We start from the raw sequence: 19,769 nt of genomic DNA on the forward strand, positions 1-19,769 counted from the left end.
ACACCCCGATGAAACCACTGAAGCCGCTGAAGCCACAGCAGCTACCGCAGCCACTGTCACGCCCGGCACTGAGCCGTCGCGGCTTTCTCGCCTCCGCCGTCGGCGTCGCGGCGGGCCTGACCCTGGCCGGCTGCGGGGACTACCACCTCGCCACCGGGCGTGACGCCAACGCCCAGGCGCAGTTGCCCACGTACATCCCCTACAAGGGCGTGACGACATCGATGCCGGCCACCGCGGACGGGGTCGCGAACGGCTATCTGAACTACCCGGCCGACCCCGTCAAGGCCTTCCCGGACGGCCCGCCCGCCAAGGGCCCCGCCATCGACATCATGACGCTGATCTTCAACCCGGTGCCGCCGCCGGAGGGGCGCAACGTCCTGTGGCAGAACCTGAACGACAGCGTGGGCTGCGACCTCAACTTCGAGATCACACCGGTCGGCGACTACCCGCCCAAGTTCGCCGTGACGATCGCGGGCGGCGATCTGCCCGACGCGATGCTGATGCTCAGGCCGGACCAGAACTCGGCGGCCACGCCGGACATGCTGGACACCCTCTTCGAGGACCTCACCCCGCATCTGTCCGGCGACAACATCCGGGACTACCCGTTCCTGGCCAACATCCCGACCGCCTCCTGGGCGCCCTGCGTGCGCAACGGCGGTATCTACGCGCTGCCCATGCCCCGCCCGCTCTCCGGCGGCCCCAACTACACCCGGCTCGACCTGATCAAGAAGCGGGGACTGGACCCGAATCCGAAGAGCTGGGCCGAGTTCCTCCAGCTCTGCAAGGACGTCACGGATCCGAAGGCCAACCAGTACGCCATGGGCGACAGCATCACCGCCTGGAACTTCGTGATGCAGATGCTGAGAGCCCCCAACAACTGGCGTGAGGAAAACGGCAAGTTCACCTGGTACTACGAGACCGAGGAGGCCAAGCAGTCCCTGGACGCGGTCAACCAGCTCACCAAGGCAGGCCTGATGCATCCGGACACCTACAGCGTGCTCGGCAAGGCGAAGGAGTGGTTCGGCGGCGGACAGGTCGTCATGAACCCCGATGCTCCGGCCGCGTGGAACGACTACTACACCAACTTCGCCCCGGCCACGGAGGGCTTCGATCTCGGTTACCTGATTGCACCGGGCTTCGACGGCGGCGAGGGCGGTCAGTGGCAGGGCTCGGCCAACTACGCCACGCTCATCATCAAGAAGGCGTCCAAGTCCCGTATCCAGCAGATCCTGCGCGCGATGAACGCGCTGGCGGCCCCCTTCGGGACCGACGCCTACCTGCAGCGCAAGTACGGTGTCCAGGGCCCGGACCACACCCTCCAGGGCACCGACCCCGTCCTCACCCCGCAGGGCCAGGCCGAGGCCACGCTGCCGACCATCTTCGCGACGGACGCGCCGTTCACGCTGTACTACCCGGCCAAGCCGGACATCGTGCACAACCAGTACGCCTTCCAGAAGGAAGCCGTCGAGGTGCTGATCCCGAACCCCGCCGAGCCGCTGTACTCGCCGACCGACTCCAAGAAGTCCAAGCTGTTCGGCACCCTCCTGGACGACACCCGCAAGGGCATCATGCAGGGGCGTGTCCCGCTCGGTGAGTGGGACGACGCGATGAAGAACTGGCGCAAGGAAGCAGGCGACCAGATCCGCCGCGAGTTCGAACAGGCATGGGAGACCCGCAACTCATGACCCGTACCCCCGCCGAGGACCGCGCCCACTGGGAGCGGACCGCGGACCAACTGCTGCTCGCCGTACGGCCGTACGCCACCGACGGGCACGCCCTGATCGACCTGCCCGGCGTGCCGAGCAGCAGCGGCACGCGCAGCGACGGACTCGAGGGCTTCGCCCGCACCTTCCTGCTGGCCGGCTTCCGGCTGGCGGGGGCGGGCGGAGCCGACCCGCACGACCTCGCGGGCTGGTACGTGTCGGGCCTGGCCGCCGGCACCGACCCGAAGAACCCGGAGCGCTGGCCCACGTTCTCCGAGTGCAACCAGGCCAAGGTCGAGGCCGCGTCCATCGCCCTCGCGCTGCACGAGACGCGGCCGTGGATCTGGGACCGTCTCGACGACAAGGTCAGACAGCGCGTCCTCGACTGGCTCGCCCCGATGGTCGGCGACCCGATGCCCGGCAACAACTGGATCTGGTTCCAGGGCGTCACCGAGGCGTTCGCCCGCACCGCCGGAGGGGAGTGGCTCCAGCAGGACCTCGACCGCACCATCGCACTCACCGACGGTTGGTACGCGGGCGACGGCTGGTACTCCGACGGGCTCACCGGCGGCGAGCGGCGCAACTTCGACCACTACAACGGCTGGGCCATGCACCTGTACCCGCTGTGGTTCTGCCGCATCCTCGGCGACGCCGCACCCAGCGGGCTCCTCGACCGCTACCGGACCCGGCTGCGCCGCTTCCTGGAGGACCAGCGACTCCTGGTCGGAGCGAACGGCTCGCCGCTCGTCCAGGGCCGCTCGCTCACCTACCGCCACGCCGCGCTCGCCCCGCTGTGGACCGGCGCCCTGTTCGACGCCACACCCCTGGCGCCGGGGGAGACCCGGGCGATCGCGAACCGGACGCTCGACCACTTCACGGGCCACGGGGCCACCGACGAAGCGGGCCTGCTCACGCTGGGCTGGCACCGGCCCTTCCGTGGCGTCCTCCAGGTGTACTCGGGGCCCGCCTCGCCGTACTGGGCGAGCAAGGGCTTCATCGGCCTCGCACTGCCGCCCGACCACCCGGTGTGGACCGAGGAGGAGATCCCCCTCGCCGTCGAACAGACCGACTTCACGCGCGCCCTGGCCGCGCCCGGCTGGCTCGTCTCCGGCACCGCCGCCGACGGCGTCGTCCGCGTCGTCAACCATGGCGGGGACCACGCCGACCCGGCCCGCCCGCACGCGGACGACCCCTGCTACGCGCGCTTGGCCTACTCGACGCACACCGCGCCCGAGACCCCGGGCGATCCCACCGCGGGCGTCGGCGCCTGCGCGGACGCCGACCCGCTCGACAACGCGGTCGTCCTGCTGGACACGGCGGGGCGCGCCTCCCACCGGCGGCCGGCGACCAGAGTCTCACTGGACGGTGCCACGGCCGTCTCGCGCTCCCGCGCGCACTGGCCCCAGGACGCGACCTGGGATCCGTTCGGCGGCCCCAACTCCCGCTACAAGCTCGGCCCTTGGATCACCGTCGGTTCCGCGTTGCGTGGATCGGTAGAGGTACGGGCCGTACGCGTGGACCCCGCCCCTGGTGACGACCCGGCCGGACACATCCTGCGCGTCGGCGGCTGGGCGTTGGCCGTCGATCCGCAGTTCGCACCCGCTCCCGGTCCGAAGGACGGCGACACCGCCCGGGTCGCGGGCGCCGACGGGCTGGTCTCCGTCGTCGTCGGCGCGCACCAACTACCCAATGTCTCCTTGGTACTTGGCGCCGACAGCAATGCCCTCGGTGCCGCATCCGCCACCCCCGTCGTGGAGACTGACGGCCCTGTCGCGCACGGCACCGCCCACATCGCCCTGATCCACCTCGGCGGCACCGACCCCACGGCGTTGCCCCAGGTCACCACCCGCGCTCAGGGCACCACCCTGCTCGCGGACGTGACCTGGCCGGACGGCGTACGGGACACGATCCGGCTGCCCGCACCCGAATCCGCGTACGACCCCTGGAAGGACCAGCACCGTGCATGACGACCGCCGGATCATCGAGGCCCGGATCCGCAAGCTGCTGGACCGGGTCGTCCGCCCCGCCCTCTACAGCGCCGTGCGCCCCCTCACCCTGAGCGCCTGGCGCGTCGACGGCGAACCGGTCCCCGTGGCCGACGCTCTGCACGCCGACTACGAGCCGTTCACGCTCGGCTCCACCTGGGGCGGCCCCTGGGCGACGACCTGGCTGCGGGCGAGCGCGGAGATCCCGGCGCAGTGGTCGGGGCGCCGCGTCGAGGCCGTCTTCGACCTCGGCTTCGACCTGACCAAGGGACCGGGTGGCCAGGCGGAGGGCCTGGTCCATGACGCCCAGGGCTCGCCGATGCAGGGACTGCACCCGTACAGCCGCACCGCGCTGCTCGCCGACTCCGCCATCGGCGGCGACCGGGTCGACCTGCTGATCGAGCTGGCCGCCAACCCGCCCATCGTCGCCAGTGCCGCCCTGCACATCCACCACGGTTCGCTGGAGACCGCGGGCACCGCGGACATCTACCGGCTCGAACAGGCCGAGATCGCGGTGCGCGAGGACGACGTATGGCACCTCATCCACGACATCGAGGTGCTCGACGAGTTGATGCACGAGCTTCCGCTGGGCTCCTCCCGCCGCCACGAGATCCTCCATGCCCTGCGCCGAGCCGCCGGCGCCGTCGACCCGACCGACGTGGCGAACACCGCGGCAGCGGCGCGGGCCCTCCTGGCCGATGTGCTGTCCCGGCCCGCGCACGCCTCCGCGCACACGATCGCCGCGGTCGGCCACGCCCACATCGACTCGGCCTGGCTGTGGCCTGTCCGGGAGACCGTGCGCAAGTGCGCGCGCACCTTCACCAACATGACCACCCTGGCGCAGGAGTACCCCGAGCTGGTCTTCGCCTGCTCCTCGGCCCAGCAGTACGCGTGGATGAAGGAGCAGCGGCCGGAGATCTTCGCCCGGATGAAGAAGGCGGCGGCCGACGGCAACTGGGTGCCTGTCGGCGGGATGTGGGTCGAGGCCGACGGCAATCTCCCCGGTGGCGAGGCACTGGCCCGCCAACTCGTTTACGGGCGGCGGTTCTTCGCGGAGGAGTTCGGCGTCGAGCAGCACGGTGTCTGGCTGCCCGACTCGTTCGGGTACACCGCCGCCTACCCCCAGCTCGCCAAGCTGGCCGGCGCCAAGTGGTTCCTCACCCAGAAGCTCTCGTGGAACGAGACGAACCGGCTGCCGCACCACACCTTCGACTGGGAAGGCATCGACGGAACACGGATCTTCACCCACTTCCCGCCCGTCGACAGCTACGTCGCGTCCCTCACGGCAGCTGAACTCGCCCACGCGGAGAGCAACTTCGCGGACAAGGGGGTGGCCACCCGCTCGCTGGCCCCGTTCGGCCACGGCGACGGCGGTGGCGGTCCCACCCGCTCGATGCTGGAGAAGGCACGTCGACTGCGCGAACTCGAAGGCTCGCCCAAGGTCGTGATCGAGTCACCCGACACGTTCTTCGCGGCGGCCCGTGCCGAGCGTGACGAACTCCCCGTATGGCGTGGCGAGTTGTACTTGGAGAACCATCGCGGCACCTACACGAGCCAGGCCCGCACCAAGCGCGGCAACCGGCGCAGCGAGGCGCTGCTGCGCGAGGCCGAACTCTGGGCAGCCACCGCTGCCGTCCAGGCCGGCGCACCGTACCCGTACGAGCGGCTGGAATCGCTGTGGCGGCGAGTCCTGCTCAACCAGTTCCACGACATTCTGCCGGGCTCGTCCATCGCCTGGGTGCACCAGCAGGCCGAGCGCGAGTACGCGGAGATCCACGGCGAACTCGAAACGCTGATCACCGACGCGTTCGGCCACCTGCCCGGAAGTCCCGCGCTCCTCAACGCCGGGCCGTGCCCACGCCGTGAGGTCGCCGTCGTCTCCGACGCCGAATTCCCCGGCGCGCAACGCCTGTCGGACGGGCGTGCCGCGGTCCTCGCCGAGGTCGCTCCCCTCGCCTCGGGCGGCACCGTGGACGCGCCCCTGGCCGCTGTCACCGCCGATGCGAAGGACGGCGGTTTCGTCCTCGGCAACGGCGTACTGACGGTCGTCGTGGACCGGCGCGGCCTGCTCACCTCGGTGTACGACCACACCGCTCAGCGGGAGGCCATCGCTCCGGGCGCCGCCGGCAACCTCCTCCAACTCCACCCCGACGACCCCAATCTGTGGTCGGCGTGGAACCTCGACTCGTACTACCGCGACATCGTGCGCGACCTGGACGAGGCCGAGTCGGTGACGCTCGTGGACGAAGGGCCGCTGCTGGCGTCGGTGCGGGTCGAGCGCGCCCACGGATCCTCCCGCTTCGTCCAGCACATCGAGCTCACCGCCGAGAGCCGGCAGGTGACCGTCCGCAACGACATCGACTGGCAGGAGCGCGACACCGTACTGAAGGCGGCATGGCCGCTCGACGTGCACGCGGAACGGGAGAGCGCCGAGATCCAGTTCGGCCATGTGCAGCGGCCCACACACGAGAACACCAGCTGGGACGCGGCGCGCTTCGAACTGTGGGCGCACCGCTGGGTGCACGTGGGCGAGCGACACTGGGGCGCGGCCCTGCTCACCGACTCCACCTACGGTCATGACGTACGCCGCGACACACGGGACGCGAGCGAAGCGAGATGGGGGTCCCCCCGGCCGGAGGCTGGGGGAGGCACCACCACGACGGTGCGGCTCTCCCTGCTCCGGGCGCCGCACAGCCCCGACCCGGGGGCCGACCGCGGCAGGCACAGCTTCAGCTACGCGCTGCTCGCGGGCGCCGGGATCGAGGAGGCCATCGCCGGGGGCTACGCGCTGAACCTGCCCCTGCGAGCCGCCCCGGCCGCGGCTCGGGCCCTGGTCGCAGTCGACACCACCGATGTGCTGGTCGAGTCGGTCAAGCTCGCGGACGACCGCAGCGGCGATGTCGTGGTCCGCCTGTACGAAGCGTGCGGGGGAGCGACCTCGGCGCGGCTGTCGGCGGGGTTCGCGCTTGCCGCCGTATTCGACTGCGACCTGCTGGAGCAGCCGGAACGGGAACTGGCACTCGCGTCCGACGAGGCGGCCGACCTCAGGCTCAGGCCCTTCCAGATCCGTACGCTCCGTCTGCGCCCGGCCGGCGAAAGGCCAAAAAGCGGCTGATCCATCGCGCGGCTGCCCTGAACAGGCAAGATCCGCCCAGAGCAACACAGCTGTGTCATAGGATTCTACTAATGGGATGCGTCGGAATGGCGGACACAAGGTGCCGCCGTCCGAGGCTGGGAGAGAAACGTTGACGAGTATGACGGCGGGCACCGGGAAGTCCATGATCCGACGCGGTACCAACCTGCCACGCGTCGGTGACTTCAACGAGTCGGTGATCCTGGACGCCATTCGCCGGCACCCCGCGGGGCTGAGCCGGGTGGAACTCGCCCACGCCACCGGGCTGTCCGCGCAGACCGTCTCGAACATCACCCGCCGGCTGCTCGACCAGGGCGTGGCGCGGGAATCGGGCAAGCAGAGCATGGGCAGCGGGAAACCCCGCACCCTCCTCGAAATCGTCCCCGCGTCCCGCTACGCGGTGGGCGTGCACCTCGACCCGGCGGTCATCACCTGCGTACTGGTGGATCTGCTCGGCACGGTGCTGGCGCAGCGCAGCGAAGGAACACCGAGTGGCGGCGACACCGACGGGGTCGTCGCGGACATGGCCGCGTCGGTGGCCGCGATCGTGGCGGAGTCGGGCGCCGACCGTGAGCGGATACTGGGCCTGGGAATCGCCGCACCCGGGCCCATCGACGCGGCCGCGGGCTGGGTCGTCGACCCTCCCGAACTGCGCGGCTGGGGCCGTTACCCGCTGCGCGACAAGCTCAGCGAGGCGACCGGATTCCCGGCACTCCTCGACAAGGACGTCACGGCCGCCGTCGTCGCCGAGCGCTGGACCGGAGTGGCCAACGACAGCCGCAACCTCCTCTTCTTCTACCTGGGCACCGGATCCGGGATGGGACTTGTGGTGGAGGACACCGTGCTGCGCGGTGTCTCCGGGAACGCGGGCGAGGTCGGCGGGCTCGGCGCGGCCTGCTCGACGCGGACGCTCGTCGAGGAGGCCATCGCCCTGGGCGTGCTCGGCGCCGAGTACACGGTGACGAATCCGGCCGACGCCCAACGTGGTCTGGAGCGGTTGGCGGCGCTCGCCGCCGATGGGGAGAGACAGGCGGACGGCATCATCGAGCGCCTGGCGATCCGGATCGGCCGGGGCGTCTGCGCCGCGGCGACGCTCCTGGACGTCGACACCGTCGTCTTCGGCGGACCGACCTGGCAGCTGCTCGCCGACCGCCTCCTGGCCACCATCGAGCCGATGGTCGCCACGTCCCCGTTCGTGCGGGCCACCCATCCGACCACGGTCGTCTCGACCACACTGGGCGAGAAGGTCGCCGCCGTGGGAGCGGCATCCCTGGTCCTTGACCGGGCCCTCTCCGCTCAGCCCAGGTCACTGCTGCTGGGCTGAACCCGCGCCGTCCCGGCGGCGACGGGGCAGCGGGAGGTCAGCCGCTGAACGGCGTCGGCCTTGCGCCGCCCCGGCGATGACGGGGCAGCAGGGGGTCAGCCGCTGGACGGCCTCGGTTCCGCGTCGCTCCGGCGATGACGGAGCAGCGGAGGGTCAGCCGCTGGACGGCATAGGCCTTGCGCCGCTCCGGCGATGGCGGGGCAGTAGGGGGTCAGCCGCTGGACGGCCTTGGTTCCGCGTCGCTCCGGTGATGACGGGGCAGCGCAAGGCCAATCGCTGGACGGCATAGGCCTCGCGCGGCCCCGGAGAGCACGGAGCAGCGCGGGTTCAGCCAATGAACGGCATCGGCCCCGCGCCGCCCCGGAGACCACGAGGCAGCGCGGGTTCAGCCGCTGGACGCGGTATCGGCCGGTCAGATGTCCCGAAAGATCTCGATCTGCGCGCCGATCGAGTTGAGCCGCTCGGCAAGGTCCTCGTAGCCGCGGTTGATGACGTACACGTTCCGCAGGACGGAGGTGCCGTCGGCCGCCATCATGGCCAACAGGACCACCACGGCAGGGCGCAGTGCGGGCGGGCACATCATCTCGGCGGCGCGCCAGCGGGTCGGGCCCTCGACCAGGACCCGGTGCGGGTCGAGGAGTTGGAGCCGGCCGCCGAGGCGGTTGAGGTCCGTCAGGTAGATCGCGCGGTTGTCGTAGACCCAGTCGTGGATCAGCGTCTTGCCCTGCGCGGAGGCCGCGATGGCCGCGAAGAACGGGACGTTGTCGATGTTCAGGCCCGGGAACGGCATCGGGTGGATCTTGTCGATCGGCGCCTCCAGCTTGGAGGGCCGAACGGTCAGGTCCACAAGGCGCGTACGGCCGTTGTCGGCGAAGTACTCCGCCGAGCGGTCGTGGTCGAGGCCCATCTCCTCCAGGACCGCGAGCTCGATCTCCAGGAACTCGATCGGCACCCGGCACACCGTCAACTCGGACTCGGTGACCACCGCGGCGGCCAGCAGGCTCATCGCCTCGACCGGGTCCTCGGACGGCGAGTAGTCCACATCCACGTCGATGTTCGGCACGCCGTGCACGGTGAGCGTCGTGGTGCCGACGCCCTCGACCTGTACGCCCAGGGCCTCCAGGAAGAAGCACAGGTCCTGGACCATGTAGTTGGAGGAGGCGTTGCGGATGACGGTCACGCCGTCGTGGCGGGCGGCGGCGAGCAGCGCGTTCTCGGTCACCGTGTCGCCGCGCTCGGTCAGCACGATCGGGCGCCCGGGGGAGACCGAGCGGTCCACCTGGGCGTGGTAGATCCCCTCGGTGGCCGCGATGTCGAGCCCGAAGCGGCGCAGCGCGATCATGTGCGGCTCGATCGTCCGCGTCCCGAGGTCGCAACCGCCCGCGTACGGCAGCTTGAAGCGGTCCATACGGTGCAGCAGCGGGCCGAGGAACATGATGATCGAGCGGGTGCGGCGGGCCGCCTCCTCGTCGATCGCCTCCATGTCCAGCTCGCTCGGGGGCACGATCTCCAGGTCGACCCCGTCGTTGATCCAGCGGGTGCGGACGCCGATCGAACCGAGTACCTCCAGAAGGCGGTACACCTCTTCGATGCGGGCGACCCGGCGCAGCACCGTGCGCCCCTTGTTGAGCAGCGTCGCGCACAGCAGCGCCACACACGCGTTCTTACTGGTCTTGACGTCGATCGAACCGGACAGACGACGTCCGCCGACCACGCGCAGATGCATCGGACCCGCGTAGCCCAGGGAGACGATCTCACTGTCCAGGGCTTCACCGATTCGGGCGATCATCTCAAGGCTGATGTTTTGGTTGCCGCGCTCGATGCGATTGACGGCACTCTGGCTGGTGCCGAGAGCCTCGGCAAGTTGCGCCTGTGTCCAGCCCCGGTGCTGCCGGGCGTCACGGATGAGCTTGCCGATGCGTACGAGGTAGTCGTCTGCCATGGCGCGACGGTATATCTCTTGTGAGATAAAGAGAAACGGAGCGCGCCCATCCGGGTGGCGGCCCCATCACGGGCCGGGGGCGGGGGAGTTCGGCCCCCCGCCCACCGGTGTGCGCGCTCCGTCGCCTCGGCGCCGGCCCTGCTGTCGGCGGTTCCGGCAGTCAGCTGTCCCGCTTGGTCCTGGTGCGCCGCCACCCGAAGGGGCCCGGCAGGTTCTGCGAGGTGGTCCGGCGTCCGGTGGTGCTGCGGGTGTGCCGGGGCCCGTGGCCTTCGCCGGTGGTGATGGACATCGACTTGCGGTTGATGTTCAGCCGCACTCCGGGAAAGATGCGGAAACTCTTGCGGAATGTAAGCGGCATGGGTGCCCCCTCTTTGTGGCGGTTACGCCGGGTGGTTCCCGGTTGACACCGGGTACCCCGAAAGAGGCCGGGCATGACCAGTCGGCGCCCATGTACTAGAGTTATCTCGACATCGAGATATCTGCCGAGGCGCACCGAAAGCCGCCACCCCAGTAAGGCATGCCTAACTTAGCCTTACCTTAGCGGATCGTCGAGACGCCGTGGCGGCAGGATGCGGTAGCAAGCGCACATATATGCATGAAGGAGACTGTCGTGTCGGCGAACAGCTTCGACGCCCGCAGCACGCTGCAGGTGGGCGACGAGTCGTACGAGATCTTCCGGCTGGACAAGGTGGAAGGCTCGGCTCGCCTTCCGTACAGCCTGAAGGTGCTGCTGGAGAACCTCCTCCGCACCGAGGACGGCGCGAACATCACCGCCGACCACATCCGGTCCATCGGCAACTGGGACTCCCAGGCGCAGCCCAGCCAGGAGATCCAGTTCACGCCCGCCCGCGTGATCATGCAGGACTTCACCGGCGTGCCCTGTGTCGTGGACCTGGCCACCATGCGTGAGGCCGTCAAGGAGCTCGGCGGTGACCCGGCGAAGATCAACCCGCTGGCGCCGGCCGAACTGGTCATCGACCACTCCGTGATCGCCGACAAGTTCGGCACGAACGAAGCCTTCGCGCAGAACGTCGAGCTGGAGTACGGCCGCAACAAGGAGCGCTACCAGTTCCTGCGCTGGGGCCAGACCGCCTTCGACGAGTTCAAGGTCGTACCCCCGGGCACCGGCATCGTCCACCAGGTCAACATCGAGCACCTGGCCCGTACGGTCATGGTCCGCGGCGGCCAGGCCTACCCCGACACCCTCGTCGGCACCGACTCGCACACCACGATGGTCAACGGCCTGGGTGTCCTTGGCTGGGGCGTCGGCGGTATCGAGGCCGAGGCCGCGATGCTCGGCCAGCCGGTCTCGATGCTCATCCCGCGCGTCGTCGGCTTCAAGCTCACCGGTGAGCTCACCCCCGGCACCACCGCCACCGACCTGGTGCTCACGATCACCGAGATGCTGCGCAAGCACGGCGTCGTCGGCAAGTTCGTCGAGTTCTACGGCGAGGGCGTCGCCGCCACCTCCCTCGCGAACCGCGCCACCATCGGCAACATGTCGCCGGAGTTCGGCTCCACCGCCGCGATCTTCCCGATCGACGACGAGACCATCAAGTACCTGAAGCTGACGGGCCGCGACGCCCAGCAGCTCGCGCTGGTCGAGGCGTACGCCAAGGAGCAGGGCCTCTGGCTCGACCCGGCCGCCGAGCCCGACTTCTCCGAGAAGCTGGAGCTGGACCTCTCCACGGTCGTCCCGTCGATCGCCGGTCCCAAGCGCCCGCAGGACCGCATCGTCCTCGCGAACGCCGCGCAGCAGTTCGCGCAGGACGTCCGCAACTACGTCGAGGACGACGACGAGGCCGGCAAGGAGTCCTTCCCGGCCTCCGATGCCCCGGCCGCGACCAACGGCGTACCGACCCGCCCGACCACGGTCACGGCGCCCGACGGTTCGACGTACGAGATCGACCACGGCGCCGTCACCGTCGCCGCGATCACCTCCTGCACCAACACCTCGAACCCGTACGTCATGGTCGCCGCCGCGCTCGTCGCGAAGAAGGCCGTGGAGAAGGGCCTGACCCGCAAGCCGTGGGTCAAGACCACCCTCGCCCCGGGTTCCAAGGTCGTCACCGACTACTTCGACAAGGCGGGGCTCACCCCCTACCTCGACAAGGTCGGCTTCAACCTCGTCGGCTACGGCTGCACCACCTGCATCGGCAACTCGGGCCCGCTGCCCGAGGAGGTCTCCAAGGCGGTCAACGAGCACGACCTGGCCGTCGCCGCGGTGCTCTCCGGCAACCGTAACTTCGAGGGCCGGATCAACCCCGACGTCAAGATGAACTACCTGGCCTCCCCGCCGCTGGTCGTCGCGTACGCGCTCGCGGGATCCATGAAGGTGGACATCACCAAGGACGCGCTGGGCACCGACCAGGACGGCAAGCCGGTCTACCTCGAAGACATCTGGCCGACCGAGGCCGAGGTCAACGACGTCGTGGCGAACGCCATCGGCGAGGACATGTTCAACAAGTCCTACGCCGACGTCTTCGCGGGCGACGCCCAGTGGCAGGCGCTGGAGATCCCGACCGGCAACACCTTCGAGTGGGACCCGCAGTCCACCTACGTCCGCAAGCCCCCGTACTTCGAGGGCATGGCGCACGAGCCGTCCCCGGTCACCGACATCACCGGTGCCCGCGTCCTCGCCAAGCTGGGCGACTCGGTCACCACCGACCACATCTCCCCGGCCGGCGCGATCAAGGCCGACACCCCGGCGGGCAAGTACCTCACCGAGCACGGCATCGAGCGGCGTGACTTCAACTCCTACGGCTCGCGCCGAGGCAACCACGAGGTCATGATCCGCGGCACCTTCGCCAACATCCGCCTGCGCAACCAGATCGCGCCGGGCACCGAGGGCGGCTACACCCGCGACTTCACCGTCGAGGGCGCTCCGGTCGCCTTCATCTACGACGCCTCGCGCAACTACATCGAGCAGGGCACCCCGCTGGTCATCCTGGCCGGCAAGGAGTACGGCTCGGGCTCGTCCCGCGACTGGGCCGCCAAGGGCACCGCGCTGCTCGGCGTCAAGGCCGTCATCGCCGAGTCCTACGAACGCATCCACCGCTCGAACCTGATCGGCATGGGCGTCATCCCGCTGCAGTACCCGGCTGGCCAGTCCGCCGAGACCCTCGGCCTGACCGGCGAGGAGGCCTTCTCCTTCGCCGGCATCACCGAACTGAACGACGGCACCACCCCCCGTACGGTCAAGGTCACCACCGACACCGGCGTGGAGTTCGACGCGGTCGTCCGCATCGACACCCCCGGTGAGGCCGACTACTACCGCAACGGCGGCATCCTGCAGTACGTGCTGCGCAGCCTGATCCGCAAGTAAGCAGCCTGATCCGCAAGTAAGCGGTCAAGTAAGCGGTACGGCAAGGCAGTTGAGGGCCGCACCCCCGGAAACGGGGGTGCGGCCCGCTGTCATTTCCCCCGTATCACGACTTGGGGACATGGGCTCATCTCAGGCGGAACACAGGATTCCCCCAGCAGACCGGGACAGGATCGTCACATGTCTGGCACCCGAAGCGACCGTGTGCGCGTGCTGATCGTCGATGACGAGCCCGCCCTCACGGAACTGCTCTCCGTGGCCGTCACGGAGGCGGGCTGGCGGCCCTATCCGGCGGCCGACGGGGAGAGCGCGCTGCGCGTCGCGCGCGGCTGCGCCCCGCACGCCGTCGTCCTCGACGGGATGCTGCCCGACCTGGACGGGCTCCAGGTACTGCGGCGGCTGCGCTACGAGAAACCGAAGCTGCCCGTCCTCATGCTGACCGCACGGGACGCGCTGGAGCACCGCCTCGACGGGCTGGAGGCGGGCGCCGACGACTACGTGACGAAGCCCTTCTCGCTCGAAGAGGTCGTCCTGCGGCTGCGTGGACTGCTGCGGCGCTCCGGCGCGCAGGACGACCGGTCCGAGGAGTCCGCACGTGTCCTCGGTGACCTGCTGCTGAGCGAGGACACCCGCGAAGTGCACCGCGACGGTACGCCCGTCCAGCTCACCGCCAAGGAGTTCGACCTGCTCAGCCTGATGCTGAGCCACCCGCGCCAGGTGCTGAGCAGGACCCAGATCCTGGACCGGGTGTGGAGCAGTTCCTTCGACGGCGGCGGAAACCTCGTCGAGGTGTACATCTCCTCCCTGCGCCGGAAGATCGACAAGGGTCGGACACCCATGATCCACACCGTGCGCGGGGTGGGGTACGCCATCAGGCCACCGGAGGAGGGCAGATGACCGGCGTACGGGCACGGGTGCCGAAGCCGTCGCGGCGGGCGCAGCTGCCGGAGCGGTCGCGGCGGGCATGGCTGCCGGGGCGGTCGCTGTGGAGGCGGCGGGAAGGGCGATCCCTGCGCACCCGGCTCCTCGTCCTCATCAGCGCCACACTCATCGCCGTGTGCGTGGCCATGGCACTCACCACGGTCCTCGCACAGCACTCCTACCTGCTCGGCAACCTCGACCAGAACGTCAGGAACGCCGCGGAGCGCAGCGAGGGCGGGGCCCAGGTCGGACCGGGCACCGACACGGACCTAGGTTTCCTCGGGCAACAAGGGCACGCCGTCGGGACCGTCGCCGCCCGGCTCGACGACCACGGGAACATCCTCGCCGCCGAGGTCGTGACCGGCGCCGGCGAGGAGGAAGCACTCACCGCCGTCCAGCGCGCCGCCCTCCAAGGCGTCGCACCCGACGGCTCACTGCACACCCGGACCGTCCCCGGCCTCGGCACCTACCGGGTCACCGCCCTCGCCGGCGACGGGCGCCCCGTCCTCACCGGCCTCCCGATGGACGACGTGGAGCAGATGATCAGCAATCTGGTCCTGGTCGAGGCCGTGGTGGGGGCTGCCGGTCTCGTCGTCGCCGGCTGCGTCTGCGCCGTCGTCATCAGACGGCAACTGCGCCCGCTCGGCCGGGTCGCCGCAACCGCCGTCGAGGTGTCGCGTTCCCCGCTGGGACACGGCCAGGTCACCGGTCTCATCCGCGTGCCCGAGCGCGACACCGACCCCGGCAGCGAGGCCGGCCAGGTCGGCGCCGCCCTCAACCGCATGATCGACCACGTCGAGTCCTCGCTCACCGAGCGCCAGCGCAGCGAGGAACGCATGCGCCGCTTCCTGTCGGACGCCAGCCATGAACTCCGTACGCCGCTCGCGTCGATAGCCGGATACGCGGAACTGATGAACCGCGGCACCGAGCGGATCGAACCCACCCTGGCCTGGCGGCGGGTCTCCGCCGAGTCGGCGCGGATGACCGGGCTCGTCGAGGGCCTGTTGCTGCTCGCCCGGCTCGACGAGGGGCGGCCCCTGGAGTCCACCGAGGTGGACCTCGCCGCGCTCGTCGCGGAGGCGGTGTGGGACGCGCGGGCGGCGGGGGACAGCCACCACTGGCAGCTGGCGCTGCTCCTGGACTCGCCGGCCGTCGTCCTCGGCGATGAGGCCCGACTGCATCAGGTGTTGGCCAACCTGTTGGCCAACGCCCGTGTGCACACGCCTGTTGGCACCACGGTCGTCGCCTCGGTGGAGGCCGCGGAGGCGTACTGCGTCGTCCGCGTACGCGACGACGGTCCCGGCATCCCACCGCATCTGCTTCCCACCGTCTTCGAGCGGTTCACCCGGGGCGATGTCTCCCGCTCCCGCAGCGGTCCGGCGGACGGCGGCTCCGGCCTCGGGCTCGCCATCGTCGAGGCCATCACGGCGGCACACGGCGGCCTGATCGAGGTCCAGAGCGAGCCGGGGCACACGGAGTTCGCGATCTTCCTGCCGACCGTGGGCCGACCGGCGCTGGCTTCGGCCGGGTCGAACCCGGTCGCCCGACTCCCTTCCGCCGTCTCGGACCCGCTCGCCCCGTTCCCTTCGGGCGTGGCCCGGGTCGCCGCTCCGGAGTCGTCCGCGCACGGCCGTCCGTAAGGGACGTACTCATGACCGGGAGGCTTGCGCAGCCCACGGTGTGTGGCTCGGGGCGGACCGGGTGGGCGTTCGGGACTCACCCGGTCCGCGAGCCCGGGCAGGGCACGGGGGGATGCCCGGCCCGGGTTGGTACGTGGCTTTGTGTGTTGCTTTGTGTGCTGCTTCGAGTGTTGCTTCGGGCGTCGCAGATACGTGGCTAGTGCGTGGCTTGTGCCGACCGTGGTGCGCGACAACGTTGTCTATTGATCTGTGCATGACTCTACCGCGCCAACGGACAACGATGTCAAGCCACTTGACGGGCGGCAGGGTGCGTGCAGAGCCATCGGGGTGGCCGTAGGGCGAGTCAGTGGTCCGGTATGCGGTCTTCCGTGGTACGCGTGGCGCACGTTACTGTCCGAGCGGCTTGTGCGACCTGTGGTGCGCGACCCGTCCGAAGGAGGAGGGGCCGCGTCATGCGTTTCCGTCCGTCATCCATCCTGCTGGCCGTCGCCCTGGCGGCCGGTGGGATCACCCCCGCGGTGGCCGCCAGTGCCCCCGCACCGGACCTCGTCCGGGACCCCACCGCCTACGTTGACCCGCTCATCGGCACCAAGAATCTCGGCAACGTCTTCCCCGGCGCCGTCGTGCCCTTCGGCATGCTCTCCTGGAGCCCCGAGAACACCCGGGGCAGCGCCACCAGCACGGCCGCGCCCGGCGGCTACCAGTACGACGCCACCCGCGTCCGCGGCTTCAGCCTTACCCACATGTCCGGGACGGGCTGCGCGGGCGGCAGCGGGGACATCCCGTTCTTCCCGTACGCGGGCGAGGTCACCTCCTCCCCGGCGAGCGACACCAAGGACGCGGTGTACGCCGCCGACTTCACGCACGCCGACGAGAGCGCGGAGCCCGGCCACTACAAGGTGGGCCTCGCCTCCGGTGTCACCGCCGACCTCACGGCGACCACACGCACCGGCTCGGGCCAGTTCACCTACCCCGCCGACAAGCCCGCCTCGCTGCTTATCCGCACCGCCAACTCCGAAGTGGGCTCCACGACTTCGGACGTCAAGATCGACCCGGCGACCCGCACGGTCTCCGGTTCCGTCACCTCCGGGAACTTCTGCGGATACCTCGACCCCGAGGGCCAACGCGCCTACTACACGCTCCACTTCACCGCCAGCTTCGACCGCGACTTCAAGGCGACCGGCACCTGGCAGGACGACAAGCTGAGCCCGGGATCCACGGAGGCCAGCGGTGGCACCGGCGGATTCGCCACCGGCGGCCGTCCGGTCGCGGGCAAGGGCGCCGGCGGCTATGTGGAGTTCGAACCCGGCGCCGGCCCCGTGAACGTCAAGGTCGGTATCTCGTACGTCAGTCAGGCGGGCGCCAAGGCCAACCTCGCGGCCGAGAACCCGCCGTCCCGCTCCTTCGCCTCGGTCAAGGACGCCGCCCACCGGGCCTGGCGCGACCAGCTCGACGCGATCAAGGTCGGCGGCGGCACCGACGCCGAGCGCACCACCTTCTACACCGCGCTCTACCACGCACTCCTGCACCCGAACGTCATCAGTGACGCCGACCGCAGATACAGAGGCAGCGACGACAAGGTCCACACCGTGAGCCGGGGCCACAAGGCCCAGTACGGCACCTTCTCCGGCTGGGACGTCTACCGCTCGCAGGTCCAGTTGCTGACCCTGGTCAGCCCGGACACCGGCTCCGACATCGCGCAGTCGCTGCTCGAACTCGCCAAGCAGAACGGTGGCATCTGGGACCGCTGGCTGCACGGGGCGAGCGGCACGCACGTCATGAACGGTGACCCCTCACCGGCCGCACTCGCCGGCATCCTGGCCTTCGGCGGCACGGACTTCGACCTGGACGGTGCGCTCGACTCACTGGTCCAGGCGGCGACCGTACCGACCGAGCAGGATCTCTCGTCGGCGGGCAAGCCGGTCCTCTCGGTGGGCCAGCGGCCGTCCCTCGACAAGTACCTCGAACAGCAGTACATGCCGTCGGTGTCCAACGCGTGGGGCGGCGCCGCCGAGACCTTGGAGATGTCGGGCGCCGACTTCGCGATCTCCCAACTGGCCGCCGCGGCAGGGGAGAAGGAGACGGCGGCCGAGTTCGCCACCCGCTCCCAGTGGTGGCAGAACAACTTCAACATCGCCGCCGACCCGACGGGCGGCTACATCGCCAACCGCAAGGCGGACGGCAGCTGGGTCACCGGCTTCACCCCGGCGACCGGCAACGGCTTCGTCGAGGGTACGGCGGCCCAGTACACCTGGATGGTGCAGCACAACCCGGCAGGCCTCTTCGCGGCCATGGGCGGCAAGGACGTGGCCCTGGACCGCCTGGACACCTTCTTCCACAACGCCGACGGCAGCTGGGCGTTCACGGGCAGCGGCGGCGACAAGTCCGAGCTGGACAACGAGCCGTCGATCAACGTGCCGTACCTGTACGCCTACGCGGGCCAGCCCTACAAGACGCAGGAGACCGTCCGCGCGGCCATGAACCAGCTCTGGTCGACGGAGCCGGGCGGCATCCCCGGCAACGACGACCTCGGCGCCATGTCGTCCTGGTACGTCTTCTCCGCGCTCGGCATGTACCCCCAGGTGCCCTCCCGCGCCGAACTCACCCTGGCCTCACCGCTGTTCCCGAGGGTCGAGATCGACCGCCCGGGCGGCGCCGACATCAAGATCCGTGCGACGGGTGCGTCCGCCGACACCCCGTACGTCCAGTCGCTGAAGGTCAACGGCCGTAAGAGCGACCGCGCCTGGCTCCCGACGTCCTTCGTCCGCAACGGCGGCACCCTCGACTACACGCTGGGTGCCACCCCCAACAAGCAGTGGGCCAGCAGTGAGGCCGCCGCCCCGCCCTCCTTCCGCGAGGGTGAGCAGCCCTACCAGATCGGCGTGGGTCCGACCACGGCCACGCTCGCACCCGGCGGCACCACCAAGCTCGACATCCGCGCCCTCGCCCTCAGCGGAGGAGCAGGACCCGAGGTGCGCTTCCACGTGGACGTGCCGGACGGCGTGACGGCAACGCCCGCCGAGGGAACGGTGGTTGACGGCGCGCAGTCGATCACCTTGTCCGCTGCCTCGGACGCCCGACAGGGCTTCTACGACGTCAAGGTCACGGTGACCTCGGCCGACACCTCGTACGAGCAGCCGGTGTCCCTCACCGTCGCCGCTCCCGGCTCTCTCCTCGCCGCTTACAACAACGCCGGTGTCTCGGACGACGTCGGCGACCACGACGAAGCCGACTACGACGGCGGCGGCTGGAGCTACTCCCGCCAGGCCCTCGCCGCCGCGGGGCTGACCTCCGGCCAGCAGGGCACGCTGTCCGGCGGCCTCACCTACACCTGGCCCGACTCACCGGCCGGCCGCCCCGACAACGCCTCGGCGACCAGCCAGACACTCGAACTCGCGGAGCCCGCAACCCAGTTGTCCTTCATCGGCAGCGCGGTCAACGGCAACCAGCAGACCAAGGCGACCGTCAGCTACACCGACGGCAGCACCGAGCTCGTCGATCTCTCCTTCACCGACTGGACCGTCGGCGGCGGGGGCGGCACCGTCCAGTACGGCAACGAGACCGTCGCCGTGGCCGCGTACCGCAATGTCGCGGGCGCCGACAAGGACCCGGTGAAGACGTACGTCTTCGCCACCAAGCCCTTCGCGGCCCCGTCCGGCAAGACCATCACGAGTGTGCGGCTGCCCGACAACACGGATCTCCACGTCTTCACCCTCGCGGTGAACTGACCCCGGGAACGGAAAACGGAAAGGGCGGGCGTGGAGTCAGACTCCGCGCCCGCCCTTCCCCATGGGGGTCC

10 protein-coding genes are annotated in these 19,769 nt (G+C 70.1%); 8 read left to right on the forward strand and 2 right to left on the reverse strand.

What is annotated here, in order from left to right:
- Positions 1 to 8: 8 nt before the first annotated feature.
- From AB0N66_RS00640 to AB0N66_RS00655, 4 genes are all read left to right on the forward strand, one after another.
- The gene (locus AB0N66_RS00640) at positions 9 to 1,685 is read left to right on the forward strand and encodes a substrate-binding domain-containing protein (RefSeq protein ID WP_365426378.1); all 1,677 of its coding nucleotides are present in this window, start codon (positions 9 to 11) and stop codon (positions 1,683 to 1,685) included.
- On the forward strand, positions 1,682 to 3,670 hold the full coding sequence (locus AB0N66_RS00645) for a DUF2264 domain-containing protein (RefSeq protein ID WP_365426381.1): 1,989 nt from the start codon (positions 1,682 to 1,684) through the stop codon (positions 3,668 to 3,670). Before AB0N66_RS00640 ends, AB0N66_RS00645 begins: the two co-directional genes overlap by 4 nt.
- A complete protein-coding gene (locus AB0N66_RS00650; protein ID WP_365426384.1) occupies positions 3,663 to 6,803 on the forward strand; it encodes a glycoside hydrolase family 38 C-terminal domain-containing protein in 3,141 nt (1,046 codons plus the stop codon). Before AB0N66_RS00645 ends, AB0N66_RS00650 begins: the two co-directional genes overlap by 8 nt.
- Before the next feature lie 139 nt (positions 6,804 to 6,942).
- Entirely contained in the window at positions 6,943 to 8,145 is a 1,203-nt protein-coding gene (locus AB0N66_RS00655; RefSeq protein ID WP_365427266.1) for an ROK family transcriptional regulator, read from the forward strand.
- Positions 8,146 to 8,557: 412 nt separating this feature from the next.
- On the opposite strand, the gene AB0N66_RS00660 is transcribed toward AB0N66_RS00655, so the two are convergent.
- Complete coding sequence (locus AB0N66_RS00660; protein WP_365426386.1) at positions 8,558 to 10,087, reverse strand: UDP-N-acetylglucosamine 1-carboxyvinyltransferase; 1,530 nt, start codon at positions 10,085 to 10,087, stop codon at positions 8,558 to 8,560.
- Between the two features lie 160 nt (positions 10,088 to 10,247).
- Positions 10,248 to 10,445, reverse strand: a complete 198-nt coding sequence (locus AB0N66_RS00665) for a DUF4236 domain-containing protein (RefSeq protein ID WP_365426389.1) — start codon at positions 10,443 to 10,445, stop codon at positions 10,248 to 10,250.
- A gap of 252 nt (positions 10,446 to 10,697) precedes the next feature.
- On the opposite strand from AB0N66_RS00665, the gene acnA reads away from it, so the two are divergent.
- The 4 genes from acnA (at position 10,698) to AB0N66_RS00685 (ending at position 19,698) form a co-directional block, all read left to right on the forward strand.
- On the forward strand, positions 10,698 to 13,412 hold the full coding sequence (gene acnA / locus AB0N66_RS00670; RefSeq protein WP_365426392.1) for an aconitate hydratase AcnA: 2,715 nt from the start codon (positions 10,698 to 10,700) through the stop codon (positions 13,410 to 13,412).
- A gap of 177 nt (positions 13,413 to 13,589) precedes the next feature.
- On the forward strand, positions 13,590 to 14,306 hold the full coding sequence (locus AB0N66_RS00675) for a response regulator transcription factor (RefSeq protein WP_365426395.1): 717 nt from the start codon (positions 13,590 to 13,592) through the stop codon (positions 14,304 to 14,306).
- On the forward strand, positions 14,303 to 15,970 hold the full coding sequence (locus tag AB0N66_RS00680) for an ATP-binding protein (RefSeq protein WP_365426398.1): 1,668 nt from the start codon (positions 14,303 to 14,305) through the stop codon (positions 15,968 to 15,970). The genes AB0N66_RS00675 and AB0N66_RS00680 overlap by 4 nt, the downstream gene beginning before the upstream one ends.
- 452 nt (positions 15,971 to 16,422) lie before the next feature.
- Entirely contained in the window at positions 16,423 to 19,698 is a 3,276-nt protein-coding gene (locus AB0N66_RS00685; RefSeq protein ID WP_365426401.1) for a GH92 family glycosyl hydrolase, read from the forward strand.
- Positions 19,699 to 19,769 lie beyond the last annotated feature (71 nt).

This window comes from Streptomyces sp. NPDC093544 (assembly GCF_040683495.1).
GTDB lineage: Bacteria > Actinomycetota > Actinomycetes > Streptomycetales > Streptomycetaceae > Streptomyces.

Excerpts from the sequence above, each read along its gene's own strand:
- AB0N66_RS00645 (WP_365426381.1), top strand. The coding sequence starts at position 1,682 with ATGACCCGTACCCCCGCCGAGGACCGCGCCCACTGGGAGCGGACCGCG.
- AB0N66_RS00655 (WP_365427266.1), top strand. The coding sequence starts at position 6,943 with ATGACGGCGGGCACCGGGAAGTCCATGATCCGACGCGGTACCAACCTG.
- AB0N66_RS00640 (WP_365426378.1), top strand. The coding sequence starts at position 9 with ATGAAACCACTGAAGCCGCTGAAGCCACAGCAGCTACCGCAGCCACTG.
- AB0N66_RS00680 (WP_365426398.1), top strand. The coding sequence starts at position 14,303 with ATGACCGGCGTACGGGCACGGGTGCCGAAGCCGTCGCGGCGGGCGCAG.
- AB0N66_RS00660 (WP_365426386.1), bottom strand. The coding sequence starts at position 10,087 with ATGGCAGACGACTACCTCGTACGCATCGGCAAGCTCATCCGTGACGCC.
- AB0N66_RS00665 (WP_365426389.1), bottom strand. The coding sequence starts at position 10,445 with ATGCCGCTTACATTCCGCAAGAGTTTCCGCATCTTTCCCGGAGTGCGG.
- AB0N66_RS00685 (WP_365426401.1), top strand. The coding sequence starts at position 16,423 with ATGCGTTTCCGTCCGTCATCCATCCTGCTGGCCGTCGCCCTGGCGGCC.
- AB0N66_RS00675 (WP_365426395.1), top strand. The coding sequence starts at position 13,590 with ATGTCTGGCACCCGAAGCGACCGTGTGCGCGTGCTGATCGTCGATGAC.